This window comes from Parabacteroides goldsteinii (genome assembly GCF_020091425.1).
GTDB classification, from domain to species: Bacteria; Bacteroidota; Bacteroidia; order Bacteroidales; family Tannerellaceae; genus Parabacteroides; species Parabacteroides goldsteinii.
Window position 1 is genome coordinate 1211596 of record NZ_CP081906.1, and the last position, 24615, is coordinate 1236210.

Sequence of the window (24615 nt, forward strand, 5' to 3'; positions counted from 1 at the left end):
AATATCAATACGGTATCTTTTTTTCTTTTATCTTTGCGCTAAACCAATCTCAAATAAATCATGGAGTCGCTGAATCTAATAAAGAATGACCCTTGGCTTGCCCCTTATAAAGAGGCGATAGAAGGACGGTATCAATACGTGATTGACAAGGAAAAGAGCCTGACCAACAACGGGAAACAGACGTTGGCCGAGATGGCTTCCGGCTATCTGTACTTCGGTTTGCATAAAACCAACAAGGGGTGGGTGTTCCGCGAATGGGCCCCGAATGCTACAGCTATCTATCTTATCGGTACATTTAATGACTGGAAGAAAGACGAACGATATAAAATGAGACGCCTCGGATACGGTGTCTGGGAGATTGCGCTCGAAGAAGAGCTGCTCCGTCACGAAGACCTTTTCAAACTGCTGGTTGAGTGGGACGGAGGAAGCGGTGAACGCATCCCGGCCTGGATACGCCGTGTCGTGCAAGACGAACAAACTAAAATATTTAGTGCACAGGTGTGGAACCCAGTCAAGCCATATGCGTTTAAAAACAAACGCTTTAAGCCTGACACCGCCCCGCTGCTGATCTACGAATGCCATATCGGTATGTCGACGAACGAGGAAAAAGTCGGCTCATACGATGAATTTCGCTGCAACGTGCTACCCCGCATTGCCCGCGAAGGATACAACGCGATACAGATCATGGCGATACAGGAGCATCCTTACTACGGCTCGTTCGGTTATCACGTCAGCAGCTTCTTCGCCGCCTCGTCCCGTTTCGGTACGCCCGAAGAGCTGAAACAGCTGATAGACGACGCCCACGGCATGGGAATCGCTGTCATCATGGATATTGTACACAGCCATGCTGTTAAGAATGAAGTGGAGGGCCTCGGACGTTTCGACGGTTCCTATAATCAATATTTCCTGAGCGGTACACGCCGCGAGCATCCCGCCTGGGACTCGCTTTGCTTCGATTATGGCAAGAACGAGGTGTTGCATTTCCTGCTCTCGAACTGCAAATTCTGGCTTGAAGAGTATAAGTTCGACGGTTTCCGTTTCGACGGTGTCACTTCCATGCTCTATTACAGTCACGGATTGGGCGAGGCTTTCTGCAATTACGGCGACTACTTCAACGGACATCAGGACGGCGACGCGATTGCTTATCTCACCTTGGCCAACAAACTGATCCACGAGGTAAATAAGAACGCCATCACCATCGCCGAGGAAGTGAGCGGCATGCCCGGACTGGCTGCCAACTATGAAGACGGCGGCTATGGTTTCGACTATCGCATGGCAATGAACATTCCCGACTACTGGATCAAGACGATCAAGGAAAAGAAAGATGAAGACTGGCATCCCTCGTCCATCTGGTGGGAAACGACCAACCGCCGTGCCGACGAAAAGACAATCAGTTACGCCGAAAGCCACGATCAGGCACTGGTGGGAGATAAGACCATCATCTTCCGGTTGATAGATGCGGACATGTACTGGCACATGCAGAAGGACGACCACAACGCTGTTGTTGAACGCGGTGTGGCGCTCCATAAGATGATCCGTCTGGTGACCGCCTCGACCATCAACGGCGGATACCTCAACTTTATGGGCAACGAGTTCGGACATCCCGAATGGATCGACTTCCCGCGCGAAGGCAACGGATGGTCGCACAAATATGCACGCCGCCAGTGGGAACTGGTAGATAATATGGATTTGAAATATCACTATCTGGGCGACTTCGACCGCGAAATGATCGAACTGCTCCGTAGCGTGAAAAACTTCCAGTCTACCCCAATACAGAAGGTGTGGGATAGCGATGGCGACCAGATTCTGGCCTACATGCGCAAAGACCTGGTATTTGTGTTCAACTTCAGTCCGACGAAATCGTACACCGACTACGGCTTCCTGGTTCCTAAAGGCGAGTATGAAGTGATTCTCAACACAGATGCCCCCCGTTTCGGTGGTTTCGGCCTGGCGGACGATTCGGTGCGTCATTTCACACAATTCGACCCATTATTTAAAAAAGACAAAAAAGAATGGCTTAAACTGTACATTCCGGCACGCAGTGCTGTTGTACTGAGAAAAGTAAAGATAAAGAAGTAATCAAACAACAAAACACACAGTATGTTATATCCAATGACTTTTAAGCCTATCCTCAAGAAGATTATTTGGGGAGGCTCAGACATCTGCCCATTTAAGGGCATCACACCGGTTGAAGAAGGTATCGGTGAAAGTTGGGAACTTTCGCATGTAGAGGGTAACTATTCCATCGTCAATAACGGTGACTTGGAAGGCAAGTCGCTCGACGAACTGATTCGCACTTACGGCAAGCAGTTGCTCGGTGAGAAGGTAATGGACCAGTTCGGCTCTACTTTCCCGCTGCTGATTAAGTTTATCGACGCCCGTGATGACCTGTCTATCCAGGTGCATCCCAACGACGAGCTGGCTATGAAACGCCACAATTCTTTTGGCAAGACCGAAATGTGGTACGTAATCAACGCCGCGGAGGGAGCTGGCCTCTATTCCGGTTTCTCCCAACAAATTGACGCAGAGGAGTATGTGAAACGGGTAGGCGATAACACTATCATGGACGTTCTCCAGCGTTATGAAGTGTCGCCGGGCGATGTGTTCTTCCTGCCTGCGGGTCGCGTTCACGCCATCGGTGCCGGATGCTTTATCGCAGAGATACAGCAGACCAGCAACATCACTTACCGCATCTACGACTACGATCGTAAGGATGCCAACGGTAACGGGCGTGAACTGCATACCGAGCTGGCCAAAGATGCCATCGACTATACCATGTCTCCCGACTACCGCACGCATTATAAGGCACATACCAACGCGACAGTCGAACTGGCCAACTGCAAGTATTTCACGACAAACCTGCTCGACCTCGATACGATGATGGTGCGCGACTTCTCCGAACTCGATTCGTTTGTCGTATATATATGTATGGAGGGTAAGGCTTCTATCCGCGACAATAAAGGAAACGAAATATTCGTTCATCAGGGTCAGACGGTGCTTATCCCGGCAGATACCGAGGTGGTGACGATTTCTCCGGCTCCGAATGCCAAATTCATGGAGACTTATATTGGATAATTTTCCTGAAAAAAGGAATTAGGAAACAGAAACGACGCAGAAAACGCAGAGTTTCGCAGAATATTTTATTAATAATCAATATAATATCTGCGTTTCTCTGCGTTTTCTGCGTCGTATGCGTTCCCTGTTATTTTGTTAGGCTATGCTGATTTCCTAATGATCTTATTGGGGATAGGGGAATTGTGTCAGCCCGTTGTACATGAACCGGTAGGTGGGGACATCCAGCCCCAGGGCTTCCGCCTCGCGGATTACGTAGCCGGTCAGTGTCTCGATTTCCGTCTGGCCTCCGCGCTTGAAGTCACTGTGCATTGAAGTGGTCGCACCGTTCGGCATCATCTTTTGGGCCTGGATAGACGAGAAAACAATATCTTCCGGCAGTTTGATTCCTTTGGCTTCGGCAACGTCTTTCAACTCGTATCCCAGCGTGATGAACAGGTCGATATGATTTTCTATCACACTGTTAATCGGTTCGTTGAAGTAAGAAGTGATGGTTGCTGCCGTGGAGATCATAAAGAATTTCTTCCATATCTCGAGGTCGATGTCCTCCGGGTTGGTCGATAACACGCGGGCGGAGCTCAATATATTCCTTAACTCCAGTTGTTGTTCCTTATCCTTGCCGTTGAGTCCGAAAAACAAACGGTCCTTGAGGGTGAATTTCTCGATATATCCGGGCGAAACGAGCCGCGCACCTATGTAAACACAGCCTTTCCATATTCTGCTTCCGGGCAGTATTTTTTCTATCCGTTCGGCGATGTCGGCCCCGTTGAGCAGGGGTAGGATGACAGTCTCCGGACTGATGACCGGCTTCAGGTGACGGATATTTTCTTCCAGATCGTAGCTTTTCGTGCAGCAGAGCAGGTAATCCACCGGACCTATCTCTGCCGGATTGTCGGTTGCGAGGGTTGGTATGGCTATTGTTTTCTTGAAAGATTTTTTTATTTCCAAGCCAAATTCTTTGATAGCCTTCAGGTTCTCGCCGCGGGAGATGAAGAAAATGTCCACATCCTCCGAATCCTGGTAGTGGGCAGCGAGCAACCCCCCGTAGTAACCCCCTACAGCCCCTATTCCGGAAATAGCAATTTTTATTTTACTCATATCAATTGTATAGGAGTTTTGAAGTTTATATTCTTATATATATGATGCCGCAAAGATGAAAAATAAAATCGAAACCCTTTATACGAGTTTGAGTTCTTTTAGAAAGTCGGGAAAACTTTGTTCAAAATTAACACCGAAGCGATAGTCGGTCTTTGCCTTGTAAGTCCGCCGGATGCTGTCGGTCGTAAAATGAACGGCAATGGCCGCCGCGTCGATCAGGCTGAAGTCGTTGAGCAAGGCCGACAGCAGGGCGCTGGCAAACACATCGCCTGTCCCGTGGTAATAACCGGGTATTTTCTGGGTGAAGACGTAGTCTATCGTGTCGGTCGTCCGGTCGTAGGTGGCGGCCCCCAATTCGTCTTCCTTGAAATAAACGCCGGTCAGTACTACTTTCTGCGGACCCAGTGCGCCGAGCTTCCTCAGCAGGCTTTCGATATATGCGTGGGTGTAAGGCCCCGGATGGAACGGTTCGTCGAGCAGCAAGGCCGCCTCGGTGAGGTTGGGCACGATGATGTCGGCTTTTTGGCAAAGCATCCTCATGCCGATTGCGAACTCGCGAGTGAAGACGGTGTACAGTTCGCCGTTGTCGCCCATAACCGGGTCAACCAGTATCAGGTTGTCTTCCTGCCTGAATGCGTCGAAAAACTCCTTAACGATGTCGAGCTGTTCGAACGAACCGAGGAAGCCGGTGTAGATGGCATCGAACTTTATGTCGAGCGACTTCCAGTGTTTCATGACCGGGCGCATATCTTCCGTCAGGTCGTGGTAGGTGTATCCGCTGATACCTCCGGTATGAGTGGACAGGATGGCTGTGGGGAGAGCTGATGTTTCAATGCCTGCGGCAGATAAAATAGGTAATGCGACGGTGAGTGAGCATTTTCCGAATCCGGACAGGTCGTGTATGGCTGCGACCCTTTTCTGATGTGTTTTATTTTTCATTCTGTTCATTTTTATATCAATACAACAATGGGTGTGCGGGAAATGTTGGAAGCCTGTATCGGGCCTTTTCCGCCAGCCGTTGCAAAATAAGCTGATTTTATCATAAAATGGGCCGGATTGTTATGAAATGAGTAAATTTCTTCTTTTTCGGTCTGTTTCCTCCTTTTCGGAGGGTTTGCTTCCGTATTGGGTCTACATTTATAAATATCGTAAATAAAATAGCCGGAGATTGTCGCAAAACATTGCGTCGGGCAGGATACCTTTACATCAAAGTTTTTAAGAGATGTTGTTTTGTGAGTTTGATTAGATGTATATAAATATTTTAGGTTAATGACTTTGGCTGAAACTAGTATCCTCCCCTTGGCGTGGGGAAGGACTGAAAAAAAACAGAGATCGATGTATGCCGTTCGCGCAGGCGAGCGTGGAACTTCACTTGTATGGGGTTGCGACGATTCATCGAATGGAGATAAAAAAGACCGTGAGGTGAGTTACAAATCTGATTATACAGGTACTTTTATAACGGACTGGGAAGTCCCTATTGAGCCGAAGAGTCCTGGTGAGGGCCCGCGAGCTGATTTTATTGTTGATTGGATTAACTAGTATATCAATAAATTCAATGTAATTGGTGAAATCATACTTTTTACTCTATAACGTTAATCCTCATATCTAATAACGTTGTATCCCAAGCCCTTCAGTGGGCAAACAACCGCTCTGTTCGTGAGAATAGGGCGGCTTTTGTATTTTAAAAGGCTCGGGTAAAAATAATTTGTATCGATTTAATGACTGCAAACCTTGCTGACATCTACCGTAAAACCATCATTCATAGGCATGAATTTCCCTTTTTCTTTCAAGAATTCGATTAATTCATCCACATTCATGTTATCGGCCGAGCAGGCATAAAAACGTTGTTCCGAACCGAATTTATTAATGATAGCTGCTCTCAGGCTGCTCTCTGAGTAACTGTTTCCTTCCATCATGAAAAGAACTTCATGTGCATGTAACTGTTCCATAAACTGATTATTAAATGATTTGAGACAAAAGTACACCATCTGTCCTTTTTAAATTGTAACATATGTGACAGAAAAGAATAAATTAAAATGATTAACAATTTATTAGAATCGGGATATCAGGAGGATAGATAATACAAAACAGCCTGTCATAGAACTTTCTATAACAGGCTTTTTGTGACCCGGGAGGGGCTCGAACCCTCGACCCAATGATTAAGAGTCATTTGCTCTACCAACTGAGCTACCGAGTCAATCGGTTTTTTCTTTGAGTGACCTGGGAGGGGCTCGAACCCTCGACCCAATGATTAAGAGTCATTTGCTCTACCAACTGAGCTACCAAGTCAATCTGTTGCAATCCTTGTTTCCTGCTTATGGACTTTGTTTCTCGATTGCGGGTGCAAAGATAGAGGTTTAATTTTTCTTTGCAAACTTTTCGGTCGCTTTTTTCTAACTATTTTTTACTCGAATTCAAAGATATCAGACGGAGTCGTGCGCTTAAGTGCTATCAGAGAGACATCTTTGCCGACACGGACCCCTTCTTGAAACAATCGGATGTCGACTGTCTTATAGGCAAGTTCCGGGTGGTTGTTGTCGCGGCTGAGGTGGCACAACCAAATGTCCTTCAGCTTCGGGTCATAGTTGGCTGCCAGGAATTCGGCAGCTTCACGGTTACTCAGGTGGCCTGTCGGACTCGCTACACGTTCTTTCAGGAAAGCGGGGTAGGTGCCGAACTTCAACATTTCCTCGTCGTAGTTGGCCTCGATGATCAGATGGTTAGCCATTCGCATATAACGACTCACTGTATCCGTAATATGGCCCACGTCGGTCGCAAAAGTAAACTTATGCTCTCCGTATTCGATATAGTAGCCTACGTTGTCCGTGCTGTCGTGAGGCACTTCGAAAGCGATGATATTGAAGTTGCGGATGGTAAAAGGTACTTCTTTTTCGATGACCCGGCGTGAACCGATCAACGTCTCTTCCACATAACGGCTTTTTTCTATTCCTCGGTGGACGGCAGCGGTAGTGTATACCGGGATATTCATTTTCTCTCCCAGGCAACCAACCGTCTTGATATGGTCGGCATGGTCGTGCGTTATCAGGACTGCCACGATTTTGGAAAAGTCGATCGCTTTATCTTTCAACACCTTCTTTATGGTACGTATTCCGATACCAGCATCAATCAGTATCCCGAATTCGGGAGTACCCAGATAATAGCAGTTGCCACTGCTTCCACTTGCTAAGCTAAGAAATGATAGTTTCATATTTTTCTATTCCGCCTCGCGGCCTATTCTGTTTTACATAGTATAATCAGGAACGGAACGTATCAGGGATCGTCACCTCCCCGATAAGCGAACAGTTCATGTGGTCCTTCACCTCCTCGGGCGATAACCCGTGGCCGAAAAGGAACATCAATTTGGCGACAGCGCTTTCCGTCGTGCTGTCGAACCCGCTTATGACGCCGGCTTCCAATAATTTATGCCCCGTCTCGTACCGGTGCATCTCAACGCTTCCGGCGCTACACTGGGTTACATTGACGATTACGATACCCCGGTCTACTGCATCTTTGAGCATGGTCAGAAACCAGTCGTAACTCGGGGCATTCCCGCTACCGAAAGTTTCCATCACGACCCCTTTCAGGTCGGGAATGTTGAGGATGCTTTCCACCACCTGCGGCGAGATACCCGGAAACAACTTCAGGATAGCGATGTTCCGGTCCAGCAGATAATGCGGTTTCAGCGGCTTACGCGAAACCGGGTGATAAATTTGTCCCGTATCGTATTTAATGTATATCCCGGCATGTGCCAGGGCCGGATAATTGTATGAACGAAACGCATTGAAGTTGTCGGCATTGATCTTGCTCGTACGGTTACCTCGCAGCAAATCGTTTTCAAAGAAGATGCAGACTTCGGGTACAATAGGTATTCCGTTTTCTTTGGCAGCAGCAATCTCGATCGCCGTGATCAGGTTTTCCTTCCCGTCTGTGCGCAACATGCCGATGGGCAATTGTGAACCGGTGAAAATGACCGGCTTGCTGAGGTTTTCGAGCATGAAACTCAGGGCAGAGGCGGTGAACGACATGGTATCGGTGCCATGCAGCACCACGAAACCATCGTATTTCGCATAATTATCTGCGATGATTTTCACAATCTTCATCCATGAGTCAGGCCCCATTTCGGACGAGTCCATTACCGGATCGAACTGATAAGTCGATACTGAGTAACCGAGCTTTTTCAGTTCCGGCATATTGTCTCTAAGATGTTGGAAATTAAAAGATTCCAATACTCCGGTTTCAGGATTTTCAATCATTCCGATTGTTCCGCCTGTATAGATAAGCAGGATAGAAGCCTTATCGCGCTGATCGTTCATGTTTACTGTCATAATGCAAAGGTAATAAATTTATTCTTCTCCCTTCAAAACGGGAACGCTTATGTGATATTTTACGGCTATGATACGTGCCAGGAATATCCCCAACGCTGCAGCGAACTGGGTGATGGAGGGTGTTAACCCGGCGAGCATACATAAATAATATACACCGCCACCGAACACGCATGCCAGGGCATAGATGTCTTTTCGGAAGATTAGCGGCTCCTCGTTGATTAATATATCGCGCATCATTCCCCCGAATGATCCGGTGATCGTTCCCATTACGATAGCTACCCACATAGGAAAGCCGAATTCGAGTGTTTTAGCGATTCCGACCACGCCGAACAGACCCAGTCCGATGGCGTCGAATATAAAGAACGTGTTATTCAGCCGGATCACATATTTACGGAAGATGATAACAAACAATAAAGCTAGTGCGGAAACAGTTAAATAAGATGTTTGTTCCATCCAGAAAGGGGTTGCATTCAGCAGGATATCGCGTATTGTCCCTCCGCCCACGGCAGTAACCAGTCCGACCACATAGGCGCCAAACCAGTCAAATTGTTTTGCAGAGGCCAATCTGATCCCACTAATTGCGAATGCAAACGTCCCTGTATAGTCGCAAAAGGTGATAAAATCTATCATTTTGTTTTTTTCTGCAAAAGTAAGTATTTCCTTTGAATTGTGTTTGTTTCTAGCGACACAACCTAAGAATAATTTAAACCAAACGAATCCTTTACTGTTAATTATATATAAGTTTGCATGAGTAATAGGTATAAGGCTCAGGCCAAAAGATTGTTAGATGATGAAGAGATTTATATGGATAGGATTGCTGGCTTTGCTTTCAGCACAGTGGATGCAGGGGCAACACTTCCCTAAAATGGATACAAGAAATTACGTGAGCGACTCGACTGTTTTCATGCCTAAAAAGCCCTGGCTGGCAGCCGGCGAGGTGTTCGGCTTGAATGTCGGGATATGGGCTTTCGACCGTTTTCTGATGAACGAGGACTTTGCTCATATTAATGGTCATACGATTAAGAACAATTTCAAAACCGGCCCTGTCTGGGATACCGACAAGTTTTCGACCAATCTGGTGGCGCATCCCTACCACGGCTCGCTTTACTTCAATGCCGCACGCAGCAACGGGATGAATTTCTGGCAGTCTATCCCTTTCGCCGCCGGTGGGAGTTTGATGTGGGAATTCTTCATGGAGAATGAACCACCCTCTATCAACGACCTGATGGCTACCACGTTCGGAGGGGTGGAGTTAGGTGAAATCACTTACCGTCTGTCCGACCTTTTTATCGACGACCGGTCGAGTGGGGCGGAGCGTGTAGGGCGTGAGATACTTTCTGGACTGATATCGCCCGTGCGTGGCATAAACCGTCTGATAACCGGTGAGGCATGGCGTCACAGGCCGCATAAAGGTAGGGCATACTCGTTTGTGCCCGTGAACTTTATCGTGAGTGCCGGTCCTCGTTTCCTGGCGGAGCAGGAGCATTCGAAACATGGGACGACCAGTATGCATCTTTCGCTGCGTCTGGATTATGGCGACCCTTTTGAGGATGAGTTTTATTCGCCCTACGAATGGTTTCAGCTGCGTGCCGGATTCGATTTCTTTTCCAGTCAGCCGGTCATCACGCAGGTGAATGCTATCGGTGCCTTGTGGGGCAAACGGGTTTGGGAGAAAGGGCCGCGCACGCTGACGGCCGGTGTCTTCCAGCACTTCGACTATTACGATTCGCAGTTGCGCTCCAGCGACGGTGGCAAGGTGTCGCCCTACCGCATTTCGGAGGCGGCGGCTGTAGGAGGTGGCTTGATCTATTACAAACGTTCGGAACCCAGCGACAAGGTCGATGCCTACGGCGAATTTTATGTGAACGGTGTTGCCCTGGGAGGTGGCTCGTCAGACTATTTTCGTCTCGATGAACGCGATTACAACATGGGAAGCGGTTATAGTGTAAAAGCCTTTACAGGTTTGACTTACAACAAGCACTGGACATTTTTGCTAAATATGGAAAACTATCATATTTTTACCTGGAAAGGCTACAATCCGGACATAGACCTGAGCACGGTCGACCCGAATACTTTCAGCGTACAAGGTGACAAAGGTCATTCCCGCTTGACAGTGATGGGCATCAAACTGGTTTATCTTTCCAGCAAAAAATGGAATATATCGCTCTCGAACCGCTACTTTTCCCGTCGCACGCATTACAGCTACCACGATGACGTGAACCGAGCTACCTACGATTTGATGCTTTCTTTGGGAGTGAAGATTTAATGCTTTGCTATTGATTATTACTTCATTACAGTATCCTCGTAGTTCTGCTATTAGGAAACTGGCGTTTCTTAGGCAGGGAACTAGAGTTTCCAAATAAAGGAATTGTTAAGAAATTACAGTTTCCTGAAAGTGGGACTACGAGGAAACTGTAATTGACTGATTGTTATCTTGTTTTGTTTCTTTCGAGTTCGTTGAGATTCTCCATCTTCTTCCGTTGGAGGAATTCGTAAATGCCTTCAAGATGTTCAGTGACCCGCTGGTTGCCGAATTCGTAGACTTTCGTCACCAGTCCGTCCAGGAAATCACGGTCGTGAGACACCACAATCAGCGTACCGTCGAAGTCGAGCAACGCCTGTTTCAGGATATCTTTCGTTTTCATGTCCAAATGGTTGGTCGGCTCGTCGAGAATCAGCAGGTTGACTGGTTCGAGCAGCAGCTTGATCATCGCCAGGCGCGTGCGCTCTCCACCCGACAAAACCTTCACTTTCTTGGCTGAATTTTCTCCGCCGAACATGAACGCGCCGAGCAAATCCTTAATTTTATTACGGATATCACCTTGGGCGACATCGTCTATCGTTTGAAAGACGGTCAGGTTCTCATCCAACAGCGAAGCCTGATTCTGAGCGAAATAACCGATCATCACGTTATGTCCGATGGTCAGCGTGCCGTCGTGTTCGATCTCTTTCATGATACATTTCACCAGCGTGGACTTTCCTTCGCCATTCTTTCCTACGAAAGCGATTTTGTCGCCCCGTTCAATCATCAGGTTGGCATTGCGGAACACCGTATGGTCGCCGTATGTTTTTGCCACGTTTTCGATAATCACCGGATATGTACCGGAGCGGGGAGAGGGCGGGAACTTCAGGCGGAGTGCCGATGTGTCTTCCTCATCCACTTCAAGTATCTCAAGTTTTTCAAGCATCTTGACACGGCTTTGTACCTGTAGCGTTTTGGAGTATGTCCCTTTGAAACGTTCGATAAACTCCCGGGTTTCGGCAATCATCTTCTGTTGTTCGTCGAACGCCTTTTGTTGTTGTACGCGGCGTTCCTGGCGGAGTTGCAGATAACTACTGTAATTCACCTTGTAGTCGTAGATGCGGCCCATGGTGACTTCGATTGTGCGGGTGGTGATATGGTCGACGAATGCCCGGTCGTGGCTGATGACAACCACCGCCTGCCCGTTATCGATCAGGAAATCTTCCAGCCACTGGATTGATTCGATGTCCAGATGGTTCGTAGGCTCGTCGAGCAGTAACACGTCTGGTTTCTTCAAGAGTAACTTCGCCAACTCGATACGCATGCGCCAGCCACCGCTGAACTCGCTGGTCTGCCGGTTGAAATCTTCGCGCTTGAAACCCAGTCCGAGCAATGTCTTCTCGATATCGGCGTCATAATTGATCTCCTCGATGGAATAAAATTTCTCGCTGAGCGTGGAGACGCGCTCGATCAGCTCCATATAACTGTCCGAATCGTAGTCAGTACGTGTCTCCAACTCTTTGTTGATCGTTTCGATCTCGGCCTCCATCTCATGCAGGTGGGCGAAAGCCTGTGCCGTTTCTTCAAATACGGTACGCCCGTCTTCCGTCATCAGATGTTGCGGCAGATAGGCTATGACCGTATCTTTGGGTGCCGAAACCTTTCCGCGTGTCGGTTCGCGTACCCCGGCAAGTATTTTGAGCAAAGTTGATTTGCCCGCACCGTTTTTCCCCATCAGGGCAATTCGGTCTTTCTCGTTTATAACGAAAGATATATCAGAAAAGAGGGCACTTCCGCCAAACTCCACTGTCAGTCCATCAATAGAAATCATACGTACATTATATATATGTGTAAAAAGAAGGCGCAAAGGTAGGAAAAATGTTTGGAATATTTGTTTTATGTTTTGAAACAACTTATCTTTGCACCCGCTAATACAAACAGCTTAAATTAATTATTCAAACATGGCAACAAAAATTAGATTGCAAAGACACGGTCGCAAAAGCTACGCTTTTTATCAGATCGTAGTTGCAGACAGCAGGGCTCCACGTGATGGAAAGTTTATTGAAAGGATAGGTTCTTATAATCCGAACACTAATCCTGCTACAGTAGATTTGAACTTCGAAAGAGCTTTGTATTGGTTACAGGTAGGTGCACAGCCTACAGACACAACTCGCAACATTCTGTCACGCGAAGGTGTATGCATGAAAAAGCATTTACTGGAAGGTGTTAAGAAAGGTGCATTCGACGAAGCTACAGCGGAATCTAAATTCCAGGCTTGGTTGAAAAACAAACAAGCTTCTGTTGAAGCAGTAAAATCGAAAGACAGCGAAGCGGCTAAGGCTGCAGAAAAAGCTCGTCTGGAAGCTGAAAAAGAAGCTAACAAGGCAAAAGCAGAAGAAGTAGCTAAAAAGAAAGCTGAATTAGCAGCCGCCGCTGCAGCAAAGGCAGCTGAAGAAGCAGCAGCAAACGCTCCTGCTGAAGAAGCTCCTGCAGCAGAAAGCGCTGAGTGATTCGCTTAATGCCAAATAAAAAGAGGACATTTCCTATGTGGAGTGTCCTCTTTTTTATTGTGTGTCCCCTTATTTCTTTCCCAGCAGGAAACCGTTGATTTGTTCAACGAACTGTTCCTTTGAAAGTGCTCCCTGTGCCAGTTGCGGTTTTCCTTTAGCAGGAATAAACAGTAGGGTAGGGATGCTCTGTATGCCGAAAGCGGCAGCCAGTTCCTTTTCGTTATCGACATTGATCTTATAAATGATGATGTCGTTTTTGTATTCTCCGGCCAATTCCTTTAATATAGGAGAAATCTTTTTGCAAGGTCCGCACCAGTCAGCATAGAAGTCGACGATGCAAGGCTTGGTGCCTTCATAGACCCATTCTGTTTGGTTTTTCTCGTAATTATATACTTTGGTCAGAAAGTCAGCTTTGTTAAGTACTACAACTTCGCCCTGGGCAGCTACGTTTCCTGTTTCGTTTTTATCCGATTTGGCAGACATGGAGCAACTAACCAGCAGCAACACCACCGAAATCAGGAATAAATCTTTCAACTTTCTCATATAAAACTTATTACTTCATTGATAATTATAGAATACAAAAATAGTAATAAAACGGATACGACTCTCCATCCTGAGTGGTTAAAAGAAAAATAATAGCTTAAAAAGAAAAAAATGCTTCGTAAAATTAGGAGATATAAAAAATATCACTACCTTTGCACCGCAATCGAGAGAAAACGATAGCAAAACATACTGGAGAGATGGCAGAGTGGTCGATTGCGGCGGTCTTGAAAACCGTTGAACTGAAAGGTTCCTGGGGTTCGAATCCCTATCTCTCCGCAATAAACGCTGAAAATCAGCAAATTATAAAACAAACACCCAATTTTATACCCAAGAATGTAAAGTTGGGTGTTTTTATTTTATTTAAGACGAATCATATTCGCTCGGAAAATAATTTGATAAAAAACAGAACAAACGAAAAAAACAACCAATTCATTTTCCGTAAGATTTCGTATCTTTGCAGTAAATAATAAATCAGGGTCTGTCATGATAATATATAATGTTTAAAAATCGTAGTATGAAAAAAAGTAGAAGAAAACGCCTTGTAATTTTGTGTATAGCTTTAGTTTGTATCATAGTTTTAGTTTTTTTATTGTTCTCTAAATCAACTTCTAATAATAGTACAAATCCACCTTTGACAGATGTTTTGACTGATAGCATTTCTCGGATAGTATCAGCTTGTCCTGGTGAAATTGGAGTGGCAATTATTATTAATAACACAGATACAGTTAAAGTTAATGATAAGAGTGTATATCCTATGATGAGTGTATTTAAGGTTCATCAGGCATTAGCTCTTTGCAATGATTTTGATAACAAAGGGATTTCACTTGATACCTTAGTAAAGATAGATAGGAATAGACTTGATTCAAAGACTTGGAGTCCTATGATGAAAGATTATTCCGAGTTGGTTATATCATTAACCGTGAGAGATTTACTTCGTTATACTATTGCTCAAAGTGATAATAATGCAAGCAATCTGATGTTTAAAGATATGGTCAATGTTGCTCAAACTGACAGTTTTATAGCCACACTTATTCCTCGTTCAAGTTTTCAGATAGCTTATACAGAAGAGGAAATGTCGGCTGACCACGATAGGGCTTACTTTAATTATACATCTCCTCTTGGTGCCGCAATGTTGATGAACCGTTTGTTTACCGAAAGTATTGTCAGTGGTGAGAAGCAAAGTTTCATTAAGAATACATTAAAAGAATGTGTGACAGGTACAGATAGAATAGTCGCTCCGCTTCTTGATAAAGAAAGGGTTTCTATTGCACATAAGACGGGTTCTGGTTATGTCAATGAAAATGGTATTCTTGCAGCTCACAATGATGTTGCCTATATATGCCTGCCTAATAATGTCTGCTATACTTTAGCGATATTTGTTAAGGATTTCAAGGGTAATGAATCACAAGCATCACAATATGTTGCGCATATATCAGAGGTCGTATATTCTTTATTAATACAAAATTCGGCAATTCCTTAAGTTGCGTTTACTTTGAAGCTTCAATGGTAAACATTATATAATTTATACAATATAAAAGCACTTCGTAACTATCAGAGTGCTTTTATATTGTCTTTTTTTTCTATTATAACTTGAATCCTCTACTTTTTCTTGGTTCTTCCGTTGGTTGTCGCAAACCTTGCCGAAGTTTCTCCCATTGCTCTTTGAACCATTCGCTTATCGGTTGCCTGTTTATGGTCAGTACAAGTTTGCTATCATCGGTCGGATTCTTCTCCACCTTGAAGATGTTGTTTTTGATTTCAAACTTTCTTCTATGTTCCTCGGAATAAATCTTGCCATTACATTGGATAGCTTCTTTCCTTGTCAAAAGACAATCTATCATATCTTTGGTAAATCCAATGACAGCGCAGAGTTTTTCCATTCTCAACATTTCTCTAAGCATCGGAAACCACTTGAATGCCTTTTCAAGCAGAGTGTTCAATCGTGATATTTCCCTGTCTTTGGCTTCAAGTTCTTGGTTGTGTATGCTCTGAAGATTGCGTATCTGTTTGCCATGTCGCTCTTGCATTTCCTGCATTTGGATTTTGAGGGTGTCAATACCTTTGTCTCGTTTGGCAATCTCTTGGTGCAAATCTTCATTAGTTCGCTCCAGCTCTTTCATCTTTCCACTTCCGAAAAGAGAACCAACTCCGCTTGCTATGGCGGTGGCTGCATTGGTGGCTGTTTTCTTTAGCTTGTCAGTGCGTATTTCTGATTTCACCTGTTTCAGTTCCTGTTCAGCAAGACCTATCTGTTCTTCTTTGTGCCGTTTTGCAGCATCCATGCGTTGCAGTTCGGCTCTCTGCTTTTCAATGATGAAATCATTTCGTTCCAAATGTTCCTTTCCGGTCTCGGATTTAGATTGCCCACGTTGCATGGAGAGGATGTCAGATGCCAAAGTCTGCATTTCCATCATATCGTCATCATTGAGCTTTTGGCTCTTGCCCGTGTCGTGGTTCATCCAGTCGAATACGATATGGGCATGATAATTCGGCTTAAACCACTTTTCACCGACTTGGAAACTCTCCCTATCCCCGGTTTTGGGTTGTCCACTAAGCCAGTGTCCCTCGTCCTTATGCAGGAAGATTTGGAGCGGTGTAATACCCCAGCGTCTCTGGCACTCCTCACCAAACTTTCGTACATCTGCCAGTGTTGTATCTGGTCTGATGAGCAATACTCCCTCACGGATTGGAGAACATCCAGCCACTTTTATAATCTTTCCATTCTTTCCCTTGCGCTCACGCTCCTTTTCCTGCATCGCTCGTCCGGTCTTTTCCTTGACCATCCGTTTGATGCTGTCATAGTGCGCCTGCAGGTCAGGACTGCCGAAGCCCGGGTTTATCCACTGCTCGTTATTGGAAGTCAGTTCGGGTACAATGTAGATTCTGGACTCGCCGATATTGCGCATGTACTCGGCAGTTCTCCGGTTATGAGCCCCGCTTGATGTCACTCTGCAGGGTTTGATATGTATGCTTGATTTTGTTGCCATATTCTTAAAATTTGATTTGGATTGTTGATGAAATCTTCTGTTGTCCGCTCATAACCGCACAGGGTTCTTAGGGGTGCAACCCATAAGCGGAGATTGCAAAGAGAGGGGCACTCTTTGCTCGGGGTTCTTAGGGGAGAAACGCCCTGAGTGGGTCATTAGGGCAAAGCCCTAATCCCCTCGGGAGAGCCCACAACTACGAAAGCGAAGCGTGTAGTTATAGTGGGCTATAACCGAAAGCCGTTTTTCTTTTTCGGTGGTTGGCTGCGCACCCCTTTTGCAGATTGAACTTGCCTGTTTCTTTCAGTCTGTTTCTGTAAGTATTCGTTCAAGTCCTTGCATCCGCTGTATGTCTGCGAAGCGTCACGGATGTATAAGTCCCTGCCGTATTCCTTATAGATTTGCTGCATGGCTTCCATTCCTGCACGGTCATTGTCAAAGAAACAGTGGATGCGCTCATAGCTTCCCAACGGATAGATTGCTTTGGAAACATTGGCTACTGAGTTCAACACCATATAATCTTGCCTGTCCAGTTCGGGATATTTCGGGCAATTCTCCAATCTCAAAGTAAGAAATGAAAGATAGTCCATAAATCCCTCAAACACATAACATGTTTCCCTCGCTGTTCCCGGCTGTTTGATATGAGAAATCTCTTTCGGTGCGATGCATCCCTTGAAATACTGGTTGCGGATTTCATACCCACCCGACACATTGGGAAAGGCGATGGCGAAATACCGTTTGCCATTATGGGTGAAGTGCGCTTCACTGCATTCTCTTTTCGCCATTGCAATGTTTATTCCCCTTTCCTGCAAATAAGCAAGCAGGGCAGGAGAAGAAAGCGGTACAATCTCCAGTTGTTGAAAACTTGGCTCGGAAGATGATTGCTTGCCAAAAGAAAAAGACACGGGGCGAATACGGGGTGTCTGTTCTTCGATTTTTTGCAAGAGGTAAGGCACATGGTCGGAACAATAAAGTTCCTGTGCCAGTGCGATGATATTCCCACCTTTGCCGAGTGCAAAATCATACCATTGGTTACGTTCTGTATTTACCTTGAACGATGCTTCCGTTTCTTCCCTTAGTGGTGACTTATACCACAGGTTTATGCCCTGTTGTTTGACGGGTGAAAATCCTAAACTGTGCAGATAATCCGCTATTTTGATTTGTTTCGCTGTCTGTATATCCATAAGACGATAGGTTTAATGATAGTTGAATTGGTTTATTTTCTCTTTTCGCCCGTACCTCTTTATGAAGTACGGTCTGTATAATCACTTCACTTTATTTTCGTATATATAGAGTACGGTAATAAAGTGAAGCGGTTTTGCCACATTTCGCAACCACTTCGCTTTATCCCTAATATATAGACCCCCGGAATAAAGTGAAGCGATTGCAAGGTGTGGGCTAATAGTGGAAGTCGGGCATGAACGTGTACTTTCTGCCGTTCTCCTGCACTATCATTCGTTTGTTCCGAAGCATGGTGATGAGCGATACCGCCTTTTTGTGGTTCAACTTTACCCCCACAGACACATAAGTCTTAATTAAGGTGTCCTCCAGTTCCTTGTAGCCATATTCCTCTTTCAGCCCGAAAACTGCTTCCAATGCGATGCGGTGCTGCTGTTCGGTGATATGCCTGTAAGGGTCGAACTTTTCCTCTTCCGGTCTTCCCGGTTTCTTGGTTTCGGGCTTGTAACCCTCCAACAGTTCAGGTATGGCATTGTCATTGATGCGAAATGAAAAAGGCTCGAAGTCCATTGCCCGTATGTGCATGGCTGAAACATTGCTTATATCTCCATTGCTCTTGTCCTTTTCCACAAGAAGGACAGTTTCAGCCTTGTTGTTCAGTTCCGTACCGATATGCCCCCTTGCGTTCTCATCGCCCTTGTTTTGGTGGAGTATCGTGTGGATATGTATCTGCCTGTCGTCCGTCCACTGCATCAGCTTTGATATGATGCGTGTCGATTCACCGGGGCTGTTGATGTCATATACCATGTCACGGATGCCGTCTATGATTACAAGCCCTATGTCAGGCGTATTGTAAATAGCCTGCTCTACAATCCTGATACGCTGTTCGGGCGTGTATTTCCTCAAAGCAAGAAATTCCAGATGCTCATTGTCCCTGTCATCTGGAAGCCCAGCCATCCGTAAAATACGTTTCATGACTTTCAGACAATGATAAGGACTTTGTTCCGTGTCCACATACAGGATTTTCCGTTTCTCTTCGGGTAGTTCCGCCACATATCTTAGCACTGTACCATTCTTCAATGCTGCCGCCACGATAGCCGACACATTGAAAGTCTTTTTGCTTTTGGCTTTGCCGATTGATGCACTGAAATTACCCAGTGTACCAATGACCGAACCTTGCACTTTTAGAATCTCAGGTGCTTTCTCATAGATTTTCGACAGGCTCAGGCGTGAGGCTTGCCAAAGGATTACGGCTTCTTCCGCCGATATTTCTTTTATATCTTTCATATAATCCATAAGTACACCTCCCGTTATTTTCGTCCTCCGGTTTTCTTTCCAGCCAGTTCAAGGGCAAGTTCCGCATCCACGATAATCTTGCGCCCTATTTGCGTAATGGCTTTGTCTATCTTTCCGCTTTTCTTTATACGGTTGGCGGTAGGCAGACTGCACCCGAACAATTTGGCAATGCCAAGTATTCCGTACACATACTTTCTTTCTGTGTCCGTAACGGGCTGTGGCTGCGCTTCCGTTTGGTTGGAAGCGTACTTGCTTAGAAATATGAACTCTTCGCCTGTCATCTGCCAGACGGGTTTTAATAATAACTCTTGAAGATTTGTCATCGTCCAATCTATTTAGTCGTTAAACAATCAGCCCTGCGCACTGGCTGTTATTTCTGTTCTCGAACGATGCAAAATTAGGTATGGCTGTAAGTGGTAAGGATGTGGATAATACAAATGGGATACTGCGCTATCTCATTAAATATCAGACAATAAAAATACCACTCAAAAATTAATTTGAGTGGTAAAAGTGGTAATTTCGTAGAATGTCAGGTTATATCACGAATTATCCGAATATGCTTTCCATTTCCTTTGCGAATTTCTGGTTGCTGTCACTCGGAAAATCGGAAACAGGTTCTTTGTATTTCGACCTGTAATAGCTCTCGTCAATATCCAACAATTTTAATATTTGGCTTCTCCATTCATCCCTGTATTGCTTGGATAGTTTCTCGCTCATCAGGAATATCAGGTAACACACCCGTATCTTTTCCCTTGCCTTGATTTTTAGTTTATTCTTGCAGGGGTACAGGTTTATATTGGCATAGAAATCCGCTATGGTAATGGCTTCGAACTGTTCCCCGACACAGGTTTCATGAATGGGCGAAAGCTGCTTCATGTCAAAATATTCATGTTGTCCCTCCGGGCTATTCTGTACTTCTTCTTGTTCGTTTTGCTTGACTGGTTCATCCTGCTGTTTTTCTTCCCTATCATTAGGAAGGTACTTTTTTAGGACTTCCATAAAAAGAAGACTTAGGCGGTAAACATTGCCGGAAAGGTTTTCTATATATTGAAAAGCCTCTTTCCTGTCTTGCTTTTGCAGTTCATAAAGTTTATCCAATTCTTTCTTTTCCTTGTCGTATTCAGCCTTGCAGCGTTCATATTCCTTTTCTGCCTGTATTTCTTCTTCGTCCGTATGCTCCCGAAAACCAATGAAATCATATCTGTGGTATGCGTCATTCAAAGGCTCGTGCAACTTGGTGGTAATCTCCAACTGGTCTTTAATTGCAGAATTATGCCTGTCTGCGTAGTGAAAACACACACGCTTTATGACGTCATCATTCAGCGGTTTTGTTTCATAAGCCCGTATATTTTTTTCTATTTCGATTTTCAGACTATTGAGAATCAATGTGTATTGTTCTTTCTGCTTGTCAAGTACCAGTTCAAGGATAGCGGCTTCAAAAGCCTTTGTATCATTGTGCTGCCTGTAAAAGTCGGTGATGAATTTCTGCTTGTCAAAAGAAAAAGCATAATTGGTTACCCAATCATTATATATTCTATTGAGTTCTCCATATTGGGGAATCAGTTTGTTTATTTCTCCTGCCATAGACTTCAATTTTGGGGATTATTGTCCTTGTCAAGGAAAGATGCCAGTTCTTCTTCCACCTCTTCCACACTTGGCAAAGCTGATTTCAAGTTTTCGGGTATAGCCTTGCTCAGTTGATAATCGCTGATGCCTATCGGTTGGTCGTAGCCTGTCAATGCGTATTGTGCTACCACCTCATCTTTTCCTTTGCACAGCAACAGCCCGATAGTCTTGTTGTCATTTTTTCCCCTCAGTTTGTCATCCACCACATTGATGTAGAAATTCAGTTGCCCTGCATACTCCGGTTTGAATGGAGTAGCTTTCAGTTCTACAACAATGTATGCGTGTAGCGGAATAGAATATAGAATCAAGTCGGCAAAGAAATCACTGTTACCTATTTGAAAATGCTTCTGCCGGGCGACAAAGGCAAAACCATTGCCCATTTCCAACAAATAACGGGTAACGTGCTTTACCAGCTGCTCTTCTATGTCCCTTTCGTCTGCCTTTTCTTTCGCTCCAGCCAAATCGAAGATGTACGGGTCTTTCAATAGGTAATTGGCAAGGTCGCTTTGTGGTGCTGGAAGTGTGGCTGTGAAATTGTTTACCTTGTTGTTGTTGATTTGTCTGTTATATAGGTTGTTTTCAATTTGCATTTTCAGCACATTGCTACTCCAGCCCATTTCTACAGCCTGTTTCATATACCAATATCCTATGCCTAACGGTAACGAACCGTTAAGTATGACCATTTGGCTTGCCCAGTTTATTTTGGCAACAGGGGATTTCAGGAAAACTTTTTCTATTTCCCTAATCTCCATCCTGTAAATGGCAGAAACTGTTTTCTCCACATCCTGAATTTGCGCAGGAACTTCCTGCGTAATTTCTAAAGATTGACAATCAGCGGATTGTATTTGCGCAGTAAGTTCCTGCGTAAATTGTCCGTTGTTCAGTTTCAATACTTCATCTGTAACATTCTGTATGCTTGGAACAGACAGCCTTGTGTCTGTATCAATGAAACTTCGTAGCACGTTCAACGGATATGACCGTGCAAATTGGCACATATAAGTAAGGTTACGCTCCGAATAACCTTTCTTTTCGGGGTAATTGAACCGGATAGCCTTTGCCAGTTGCTTGATGATTTTGCTTCCCCAGCCTTGCAAGTTCTGATGATACAGGATATAGTTGCCCATTTTCCAGTAATGGAACAGCATTTGCGCATTGGCTGCGGCAATCAGCCGGACTTGCGCCTGTTCTATTTCCGAACCGACGGCATGAACAAATGCGTCAAAGTCCGTTCTTCCTATATGATATTCTCTGTTATTTTCCATTCTAATGTTTATTGTTGTCGCAAATATAATTCAAATAGCTGATAATCTATGAAACTGATTGATACTTTTATAGTTGGTTAAACTTGTTCATGGCATTTGCCTTAATATCATCCGCTATGTCAATATAGGGTTTCATGGCTTTATAGTCACTGTGCCCCGTCCATTTCATCACGACTTGTGCCGGAATACCGAGAGCCAGCGCATTACAGATGAATGTTCTTCTTCCTGCATGGGTGGTTAATAATGCGTATTTCGGGGTGACTTCATCTATACGTTCATTTCCTTTATAATATGTTTCCCGTACAGGCTCGTTGATTTCAGCCAGTTCCCCCAGTTCTTTCAGATAATCATTCATCTTCTGATTGCTGATAACAGGCAGTGCCATGTGGTTTTCAAAATGGACTTCCTTGTATTTTTCGAGTATGGTTTTACTGTGGTCGTTCAGTTCAATTATCAGGCTGTCTGCCGTTTTGACTGTGGTAACTTCGATGTGGTCGGGTTTCACATCGCTTCTTTTCAGATTACGAACATCTGAATATCGCAGGCTTGTGAAGCAACAGAACAGAAAAACATCCCTGACACGTTCCAGATATTGTTTGTCTTTCGGTATCCGATAATCTTTCAGCCTGTTCAATTCGTCCCAAGTCAGGAATATCACCTTTTTAGAGGTGGTTTTCAATTTGGGCTTGAAAGTGTCGTATGCAATATTCTGATGATGCCCTTTCTTGAAGCTCCAGCGCAGAAACCATTTGAGGAATCCCATCTGTTTGCCGATGGTGCTGTTCCTCATATCCTTTTTGTCACGCAGGAAATTTACATACTCGTTCAAGCCGAACTCGTTGAAGTATTCAAAGGTTACATCTTCCTTGAACTCTTTGAGGTGGTTTTTCACTGCTGAGAATTTCTCGTAGGTGGATGCCGTCCAGTTATTCTGATTGCCACACTCCTTTACAAACTCATCGAATACTTCCCAAAAACTTATTTGTGTTTCTTCCTGCTGCTCTTCGCTGGTGTCTTTCATCCGCAGGTTGAACGCATCCTTTAGCTGTTGGGTGGTCGGTATGGTTTCCTGTACCTCAAACTCCTTGAACACGTTTTGAATCTCGGCATAATATTTCAGCAAGTCCGCATTGATTTCGGATGCGCTTTGTTTTAGTTTGTTGGTGCATCCGTTCTTTACCCGTTGTTTGTCGGCATCCCATTTGGCTACGTCAATCCGGTAGCCTGTTGTAAACTCGATGCGTTGGCTTGCGTATATGACACGCATACGGATGGGTACGTTCTCTACGATTGGCACACCGTTCTTTTTCCGGCTTTCCAATGCAAAAATGATGTTACGTTTGATATTCATAATTGGGTGCGTTTGAAATTCTACACCCAAATATACACCCAATATTTGGAATAGCAAAAGATATTCAGAAAGATTTAGATTTACTCTGCGCTTTAGATAGTATATGATTATCAGTGATTTGCAATTTTATGATATTTCTTGAAAGCATAGGTTCGAGAGCCTATCTCTCCGCTGAAAAACGGAAGTCCTTGCAAGTTGCTTGCAGGGATTTTTTGCGTTTAAGACATTGTGTCCCCGGATTGTTGCGGGCAATCCGGGAATACAGGAGGGGAAGTGTTTATCTCCTCCGTCTTATATCTTTACTGCCTTTTCAAACCGTTTCTCAAGACATACGCTGAGGTCGGTGGTGACAAACTGCCCGTTGTGGAAAAGCGTGAATATGGTGGCCGGGGTGGGGGCAGCCTGTGCCTGCTCCAGTGTCTCCAGTTTGATTATTTTCAGCGGGATTCCTTTGCTTTGGGCTACATCTGCCAGCGAACCGAGGACGTGGTATTCTGTGTACGGGCAGCGGTTGGTGAAGTAAACGACCAGCCCGTTTTTCTCCTCGCATTCCCCACTTTTCGTGCAGGCCTTGAAAGAGGGCTCGGGCGCATCGGACATCAGTTTCAGAACCAGCAGGCTGAAACCGTTGGGGAGTTTTTCCACCGTCTGGAAACCCTGGCGCAGAAGCCATTTGGTGTCGCTCATGAAATGGAATTTGGATGTACCCGCTACGGTGACCAGTCCTGCTTTTCCCTGCGACCGGGCATCGTCGATGGCGGATTGCAACAGCGCCTTGCCGTGTCCGCATCCCTTGTATTGTCCGGATACCCAGAAACAGTTGATCATCAGATAGCCGGGGGCGTTGACGGGAACCCAGGCCTTTTCGGCGGGGACGTATTCGATGAATACCTTGGCACGTTCGTCGAGGCGGCGGAATACGTATCCGTTGTCGAATTCTTTCCTGAGCCATTCTTTTTTCAGCTCGTAGCCTTCCTTGCATTTTTTGTCGGAGAAGGCGCAACAAATATGTTCCGTTCCGATGTTTTCTTTTGTCAGGGTGATGTATTTTGTTTTCATCATACTATTATTTTATATGTATATAAATTTAGCTTGTTGTTGTGTCATTGTTTTTTAGGTGTAATGGA

At 45.1% G+C, this 24615-nt stretch carries 22 protein-coding genes and 3 tRNA genes; 7 read left to right on the forward strand and 18 right to left on the reverse strand.

What is annotated here, in order from left to right; all coding sequences use genetic code 11:
- The first annotated feature begins 60 nt into the window (after nucleotides 1-60).
- Nucleotides 61-2079, forward strand: coding sequence for an alpha amylase C-terminal domain-containing protein (locus tag K6V26_RS05945; protein WP_224264837.1), 2019 nt, complete (start codon nucleotides 61-63; stop codon nucleotides 2077-2079).
- 21 nt (nucleotides 2080-2100) lie between these two features.
- Nucleotides 2101-3075 carry a type I phosphomannose isomerase catalytic subunit gene (locus K6V26_RS05950; protein ID WP_128135459.1) on the forward strand — a complete coding sequence of 325 codons (975 nt, stop codon included), beginning with the start codon at nucleotides 2101-2103 and terminating at the stop codon, nucleotides 3073-3075.
- 162 nt (nucleotides 3076-3237) lie between these two features.
- On the opposite strand, the gene K6V26_RS05955 is transcribed toward K6V26_RS05950, so the two are convergent.
- The gene (locus K6V26_RS05955) at nucleotides 3238-4170 is read right to left on the reverse strand and encodes a ketopantoate reductase family protein (RefSeq protein ID WP_007652996.1); all 933 of its coding nucleotides are present in this window, start codon (nucleotides 4168-4170) and stop codon (nucleotides 3238-3240) included.
- A gap of 78 nt (nucleotides 4171-4248) precedes the next feature.
- Nucleotides 4249-5109 carry a pyridoxamine kinase gene (locus tag K6V26_RS05960; RefSeq protein WP_122329382.1) on the reverse strand — a complete coding sequence of 287 codons (861 nt, stop codon included), beginning with the start codon at nucleotides 5107-5109 and terminating at the stop codon, nucleotides 4249-4251.
- Between the two features lie 396 nt (nucleotides 5110-5505).
- Between K6V26_RS05960 and K6V26_RS05965 the strand changes: the two genes are divergently transcribed.
- On the forward strand, nucleotides 5506-5709 hold the full coding sequence (locus tag K6V26_RS05965) for a hypothetical protein (RefSeq protein WP_224264838.1): 204 nt from the start codon (nucleotides 5506-5508) through the stop codon (nucleotides 5707-5709).
- A gap of 176 nt (nucleotides 5710-5885) precedes the next feature.
- Here the strand turns inward: K6V26_RS05965 and K6V26_RS05970 are convergent, their stop codons facing one another.
- From K6V26_RS05970 to K6V26_RS05995, 6 genes are all read right to left on the reverse strand, one after another.
- Nucleotides 5886-6119 (reverse strand): YecH family metal-binding protein, encoded by a 234-nt coding sequence (locus tag K6V26_RS05970; RefSeq protein WP_010799837.1) that lies wholly within the window; start codon nucleotides 6117-6119, stop codon nucleotides 5886-5888.
- 175 nt (nucleotides 6120-6294) lie between these two features.
- A tRNA-Lys gene (locus K6V26_RS05975) sits at nucleotides 6295-6367 on the reverse strand.
- A gap of 19 nt (nucleotides 6368-6386) precedes the next feature.
- Nucleotides 6387-6459 (reverse strand) — tRNA-Lys (locus tag K6V26_RS05980).
- Between the two features lie 115 nt (nucleotides 6460-6574).
- Nucleotides 6575-7378, reverse strand: a complete 804-nt coding sequence (locus tag K6V26_RS05985; protein WP_007653000.1) for an MBL fold metallo-hydrolase — start codon at nucleotides 7376-7378, stop codon at nucleotides 6575-6577.
- A gap of 46 nt (nucleotides 7379-7424) precedes the next feature.
- Nucleotides 7425-8483, reverse strand: coding sequence for an asparaginase (locus tag K6V26_RS05990; protein WP_369978355.1), 1059 nt, complete (start codon nucleotides 8481-8483; stop codon nucleotides 7425-7427).
- Between the two features lie 30 nt (nucleotides 8484-8513).
- Nucleotides 8514-9125, reverse strand: coding sequence for a trimeric intracellular cation channel family protein (locus K6V26_RS05995; protein ID WP_007653002.1), 612 nt, complete (start codon nucleotides 9123-9125; stop codon nucleotides 8514-8516).
- Nucleotides 9126-9285: 160 nt separating this feature from the next.
- Between K6V26_RS05995 and K6V26_RS06000 the strand changes: the two genes are divergently transcribed.
- Nucleotides 9286-10761, forward strand: a complete 1476-nt coding sequence (locus K6V26_RS06000) for a DUF3943 domain-containing protein (protein WP_010799834.1) — start codon at nucleotides 9286-9288, stop codon at nucleotides 10759-10761.
- 163 nt (nucleotides 10762-10924) lie between these two features.
- On the opposite strand, the gene K6V26_RS06005 is transcribed toward K6V26_RS06000, so the two are convergent.
- Complete coding sequence (locus tag K6V26_RS06005; protein ID WP_122329395.1) at nucleotides 10925-12568, reverse strand: ABC-F family ATP-binding cassette domain-containing protein; 1644 nt, start codon at nucleotides 12566-12568, stop codon at nucleotides 10925-10927.
- Nucleotides 12569-12698: 130 nt separating this feature from the next.
- Here K6V26_RS06005 and K6V26_RS06010 point away from each other — a divergent pair, with 130 nt between their 5' ends.
- Nucleotides 12699-13247, forward strand: coding sequence for a 30S ribosomal protein S16 (locus tag K6V26_RS06010; protein ID WP_007653006.1), 549 nt, complete (start codon nucleotides 12699-12701; stop codon nucleotides 13245-13247).
- Nucleotides 13248-13316: 69 nt separating this feature from the next.
- On the opposite strand, the gene trxA is transcribed toward K6V26_RS06010, so the two are convergent.
- Nucleotides 13317-13790, reverse strand: a complete 474-nt coding sequence (gene trxA, locus K6V26_RS06015) for a thioredoxin (protein ID WP_010799832.1) — start codon at nucleotides 13788-13790, stop codon at nucleotides 13317-13319.
- Between the two features lie 191 nt (nucleotides 13791-13981).
- Between trxA and K6V26_RS06020 the strand changes: the two genes are divergently transcribed.
- A tRNA-Ser gene (locus K6V26_RS06020) sits at nucleotides 13982-14066 on the forward strand.
- A 238-nt stretch (nucleotides 14067-14304) separates the two neighbouring features.
- Nucleotides 14305-15270, forward strand: coding sequence for a CfxA family broad-spectrum class A beta-lactamase (locus K6V26_RS06025; protein ID WP_004319679.1), 966 nt, complete (start codon nucleotides 14305-14307; stop codon nucleotides 15268-15270).
- A 103-nt stretch (nucleotides 15271-15373) separates the two neighbouring features.
- Here the strand turns inward: K6V26_RS06025 and K6V26_RS06030 are convergent, their stop codons facing one another.
- The 8 genes from K6V26_RS06030 to K6V26_RS06065 all read right to left on the reverse strand — a co-directional run bounded on the left by K6V26_RS06030 (nucleotide 15374) and on the right by K6V26_RS06065 (nucleotide 24547).
- A complete protein-coding gene (locus tag K6V26_RS06030; RefSeq protein WP_004292946.1) occupies nucleotides 15374-16777 on the reverse strand; it encodes a hypothetical protein in 1404 nt (467 codons plus the stop codon).
- A 224-nt stretch (nucleotides 16778-17001) separates the two neighbouring features.
- A complete protein-coding gene (locus K6V26_RS06035; RefSeq protein WP_004319668.1) occupies nucleotides 17002-17958 on the reverse strand; it encodes a toprim domain-containing protein in 957 nt (318 codons plus the stop codon).
- A gap of 214 nt (nucleotides 17959-18172) precedes the next feature.
- A complete protein-coding gene (locus tag K6V26_RS06040) occupies nucleotides 18173-19249 on the reverse strand; it encodes an AAA family ATPase (protein ID WP_004292948.1) in 1077 nt (358 codons plus the stop codon).
- A gap of 14 nt (nucleotides 19250-19263) precedes the next feature.
- Nucleotides 19264-19572 (reverse strand): DUF3853 family protein, encoded by a 309-nt coding sequence (locus K6V26_RS06045; protein ID WP_004292949.1) that lies wholly within the window; start codon nucleotides 19570-19572, stop codon nucleotides 19264-19266.
- 223 nt (nucleotides 19573-19795) lie between these two features.
- Nucleotides 19796-20833, reverse strand: coding sequence for a hypothetical protein (locus tag K6V26_RS06050; RefSeq protein ID WP_004292950.1), 1038 nt, complete (start codon nucleotides 20831-20833; stop codon nucleotides 19796-19798).
- A 5-nt stretch (nucleotides 20834-20838) separates the two neighbouring features.
- Complete coding sequence (locus K6V26_RS06055; protein ID WP_004292951.1) at nucleotides 20839-22137, reverse strand: PDDEXK nuclease domain-containing protein; 1299 nt, start codon at nucleotides 22135-22137, stop codon at nucleotides 20839-20841.
- Nucleotides 22138-22204: 67 nt separating this feature from the next.
- Entirely contained in the window at nucleotides 22205-23488 is a 1284-nt protein-coding gene (locus tag K6V26_RS06060; RefSeq protein WP_004292952.1) for a site-specific integrase, read from the reverse strand.
- 291 nt (nucleotides 23489-23779) lie between these two features.
- Entirely contained in the window at nucleotides 23780-24547 is a 768-nt protein-coding gene (locus tag K6V26_RS06065; protein ID WP_010803737.1) for an N-acetyltransferase, read from the reverse strand.
- Between the last annotated feature and the right edge of the window lie 68 nt (nucleotides 24548-24615).

Bases quoted from the DNA above. Each gene is read 5' to 3' on its own strand.
- K6V26_RS05945 (WP_224264837.1), top strand. From the start codon at position 61: ATGGAGTCGCTGAATCTAATAAAGAATGACCCTTGGCTTGCCCCTTAT.
- K6V26_RS05950 (WP_128135459.1), top strand. From the start codon at position 2,101: ATGTTATATCCAATGACTTTTAAGCCTATCCTCAAGAAGATTATTTGG.
- K6V26_RS05955 (WP_007652996.1), bottom strand. From the start codon at position 4,170: ATGAGTAAAATAAAAATTGCTATTTCCGGAATAGGGGCTGTAGGGGGT.
- K6V26_RS05960 (WP_122329382.1), bottom strand. From the start codon at position 5,109: ATGAAAAATAAAACACATCAGAAAAGGGTCGCAGCCATACACGACCTG.
- K6V26_RS05965 (WP_224264838.1), top strand. From the start codon at position 5,506: ATGTATGCCGTTCGCGCAGGCGAGCGTGGAACTTCACTTGTATGGGGT.
- K6V26_RS05970 (WP_010799837.1), bottom strand. From the start codon at position 6,119: ATGGAACAGTTACATGCACATGAAGTTCTTTTCATGATGGAAGGAAAC.
- K6V26_RS05985 (WP_007653000.1), bottom strand. From the start codon at position 7,378: ATGAAACTATCATTTCTTAGCTTAGCAAGTGGAAGCAGTGGCAACTGC.
- K6V26_RS05990 (WP_369978355.1), bottom strand. From the start codon at position 8,483: ATGAACGATCAGCGCGATAAGGCTTCTATCCTGCTTATCTATACAGGC.
- K6V26_RS05995 (WP_007653002.1), bottom strand. From the start codon at position 9,125: ATGATAGATTTTATCACCTTTTGCGACTATACAGGGACGTTTGCATTC.
- K6V26_RS06000 (WP_010799834.1), top strand. From the start codon at position 9,286: ATGAAGAGATTTATATGGATAGGATTGCTGGCTTTGCTTTCAGCACAG.
- K6V26_RS06005 (WP_122329395.1), bottom strand. From the start codon at position 12,568: ATGATTTCTATTGATGGACTGACAGTGGAGTTTGGCGGAAGTGCCCTC.
- K6V26_RS06010 (WP_007653006.1), top strand. From the start codon at position 12,699: ATGGCAACAAAAATTAGATTGCAAAGACACGGTCGCAAAAGCTACGCT.
- trxA (WP_010799832.1), bottom strand. From the start codon at position 13,790: ATGAGAAAGTTGAAAGATTTATTCCTGATTTCGGTGGTGTTGCTGCTG.
- K6V26_RS06025 (WP_004319679.1), top strand. From the start codon at position 14,305: ATGAAAAAAAGTAGAAGAAAACGCCTTGTAATTTTGTGTATAGCTTTA.
- K6V26_RS06030 (WP_004292946.1), bottom strand. From the start codon at position 16,777: ATGGCAACAAAATCAAGCATACATATCAAACCCTGCAGAGTGACATCA.
- K6V26_RS06035 (WP_004319668.1), bottom strand. From the start codon at position 17,958: ATGGATATACAGACAGCGAAACAAATCAAAATAGCGGATTATCTGCAC.
- K6V26_RS06040 (WP_004292948.1), bottom strand. From the start codon at position 19,249: ATGGATTATATGAAAGATATAAAAGAAATATCGGCGGAAGAAGCCGTA.
- K6V26_RS06045 (WP_004292949.1), bottom strand. From the start codon at position 19,572: ATGACAAATCTTCAAGAGTTATTATTAAAACCCGTCTGGCAGATGACA.
- K6V26_RS06050 (WP_004292950.1), bottom strand. From the start codon at position 20,833: ATGGCAGGAGAAATAAACAAACTGATTCCCCAATATGGAGAACTCAAT.
- K6V26_RS06055 (WP_004292951.1), bottom strand. From the start codon at position 22,137: ATGGAAAATAACAGAGAATATCATATAGGAAGAACGGACTTTGACGCA.
- K6V26_RS06060 (WP_004292952.1), bottom strand. From the start codon at position 23,488: ATGAATATCAAACGTAACATCATTTTTGCATTGGAAAGCCGGAAAAAG.
- K6V26_RS06065 (WP_010803737.1), bottom strand. From the start codon at position 24,547: ATGAAAACAAAATACATCACCCTGACAAAAGAAAACATCGGAACGGAA.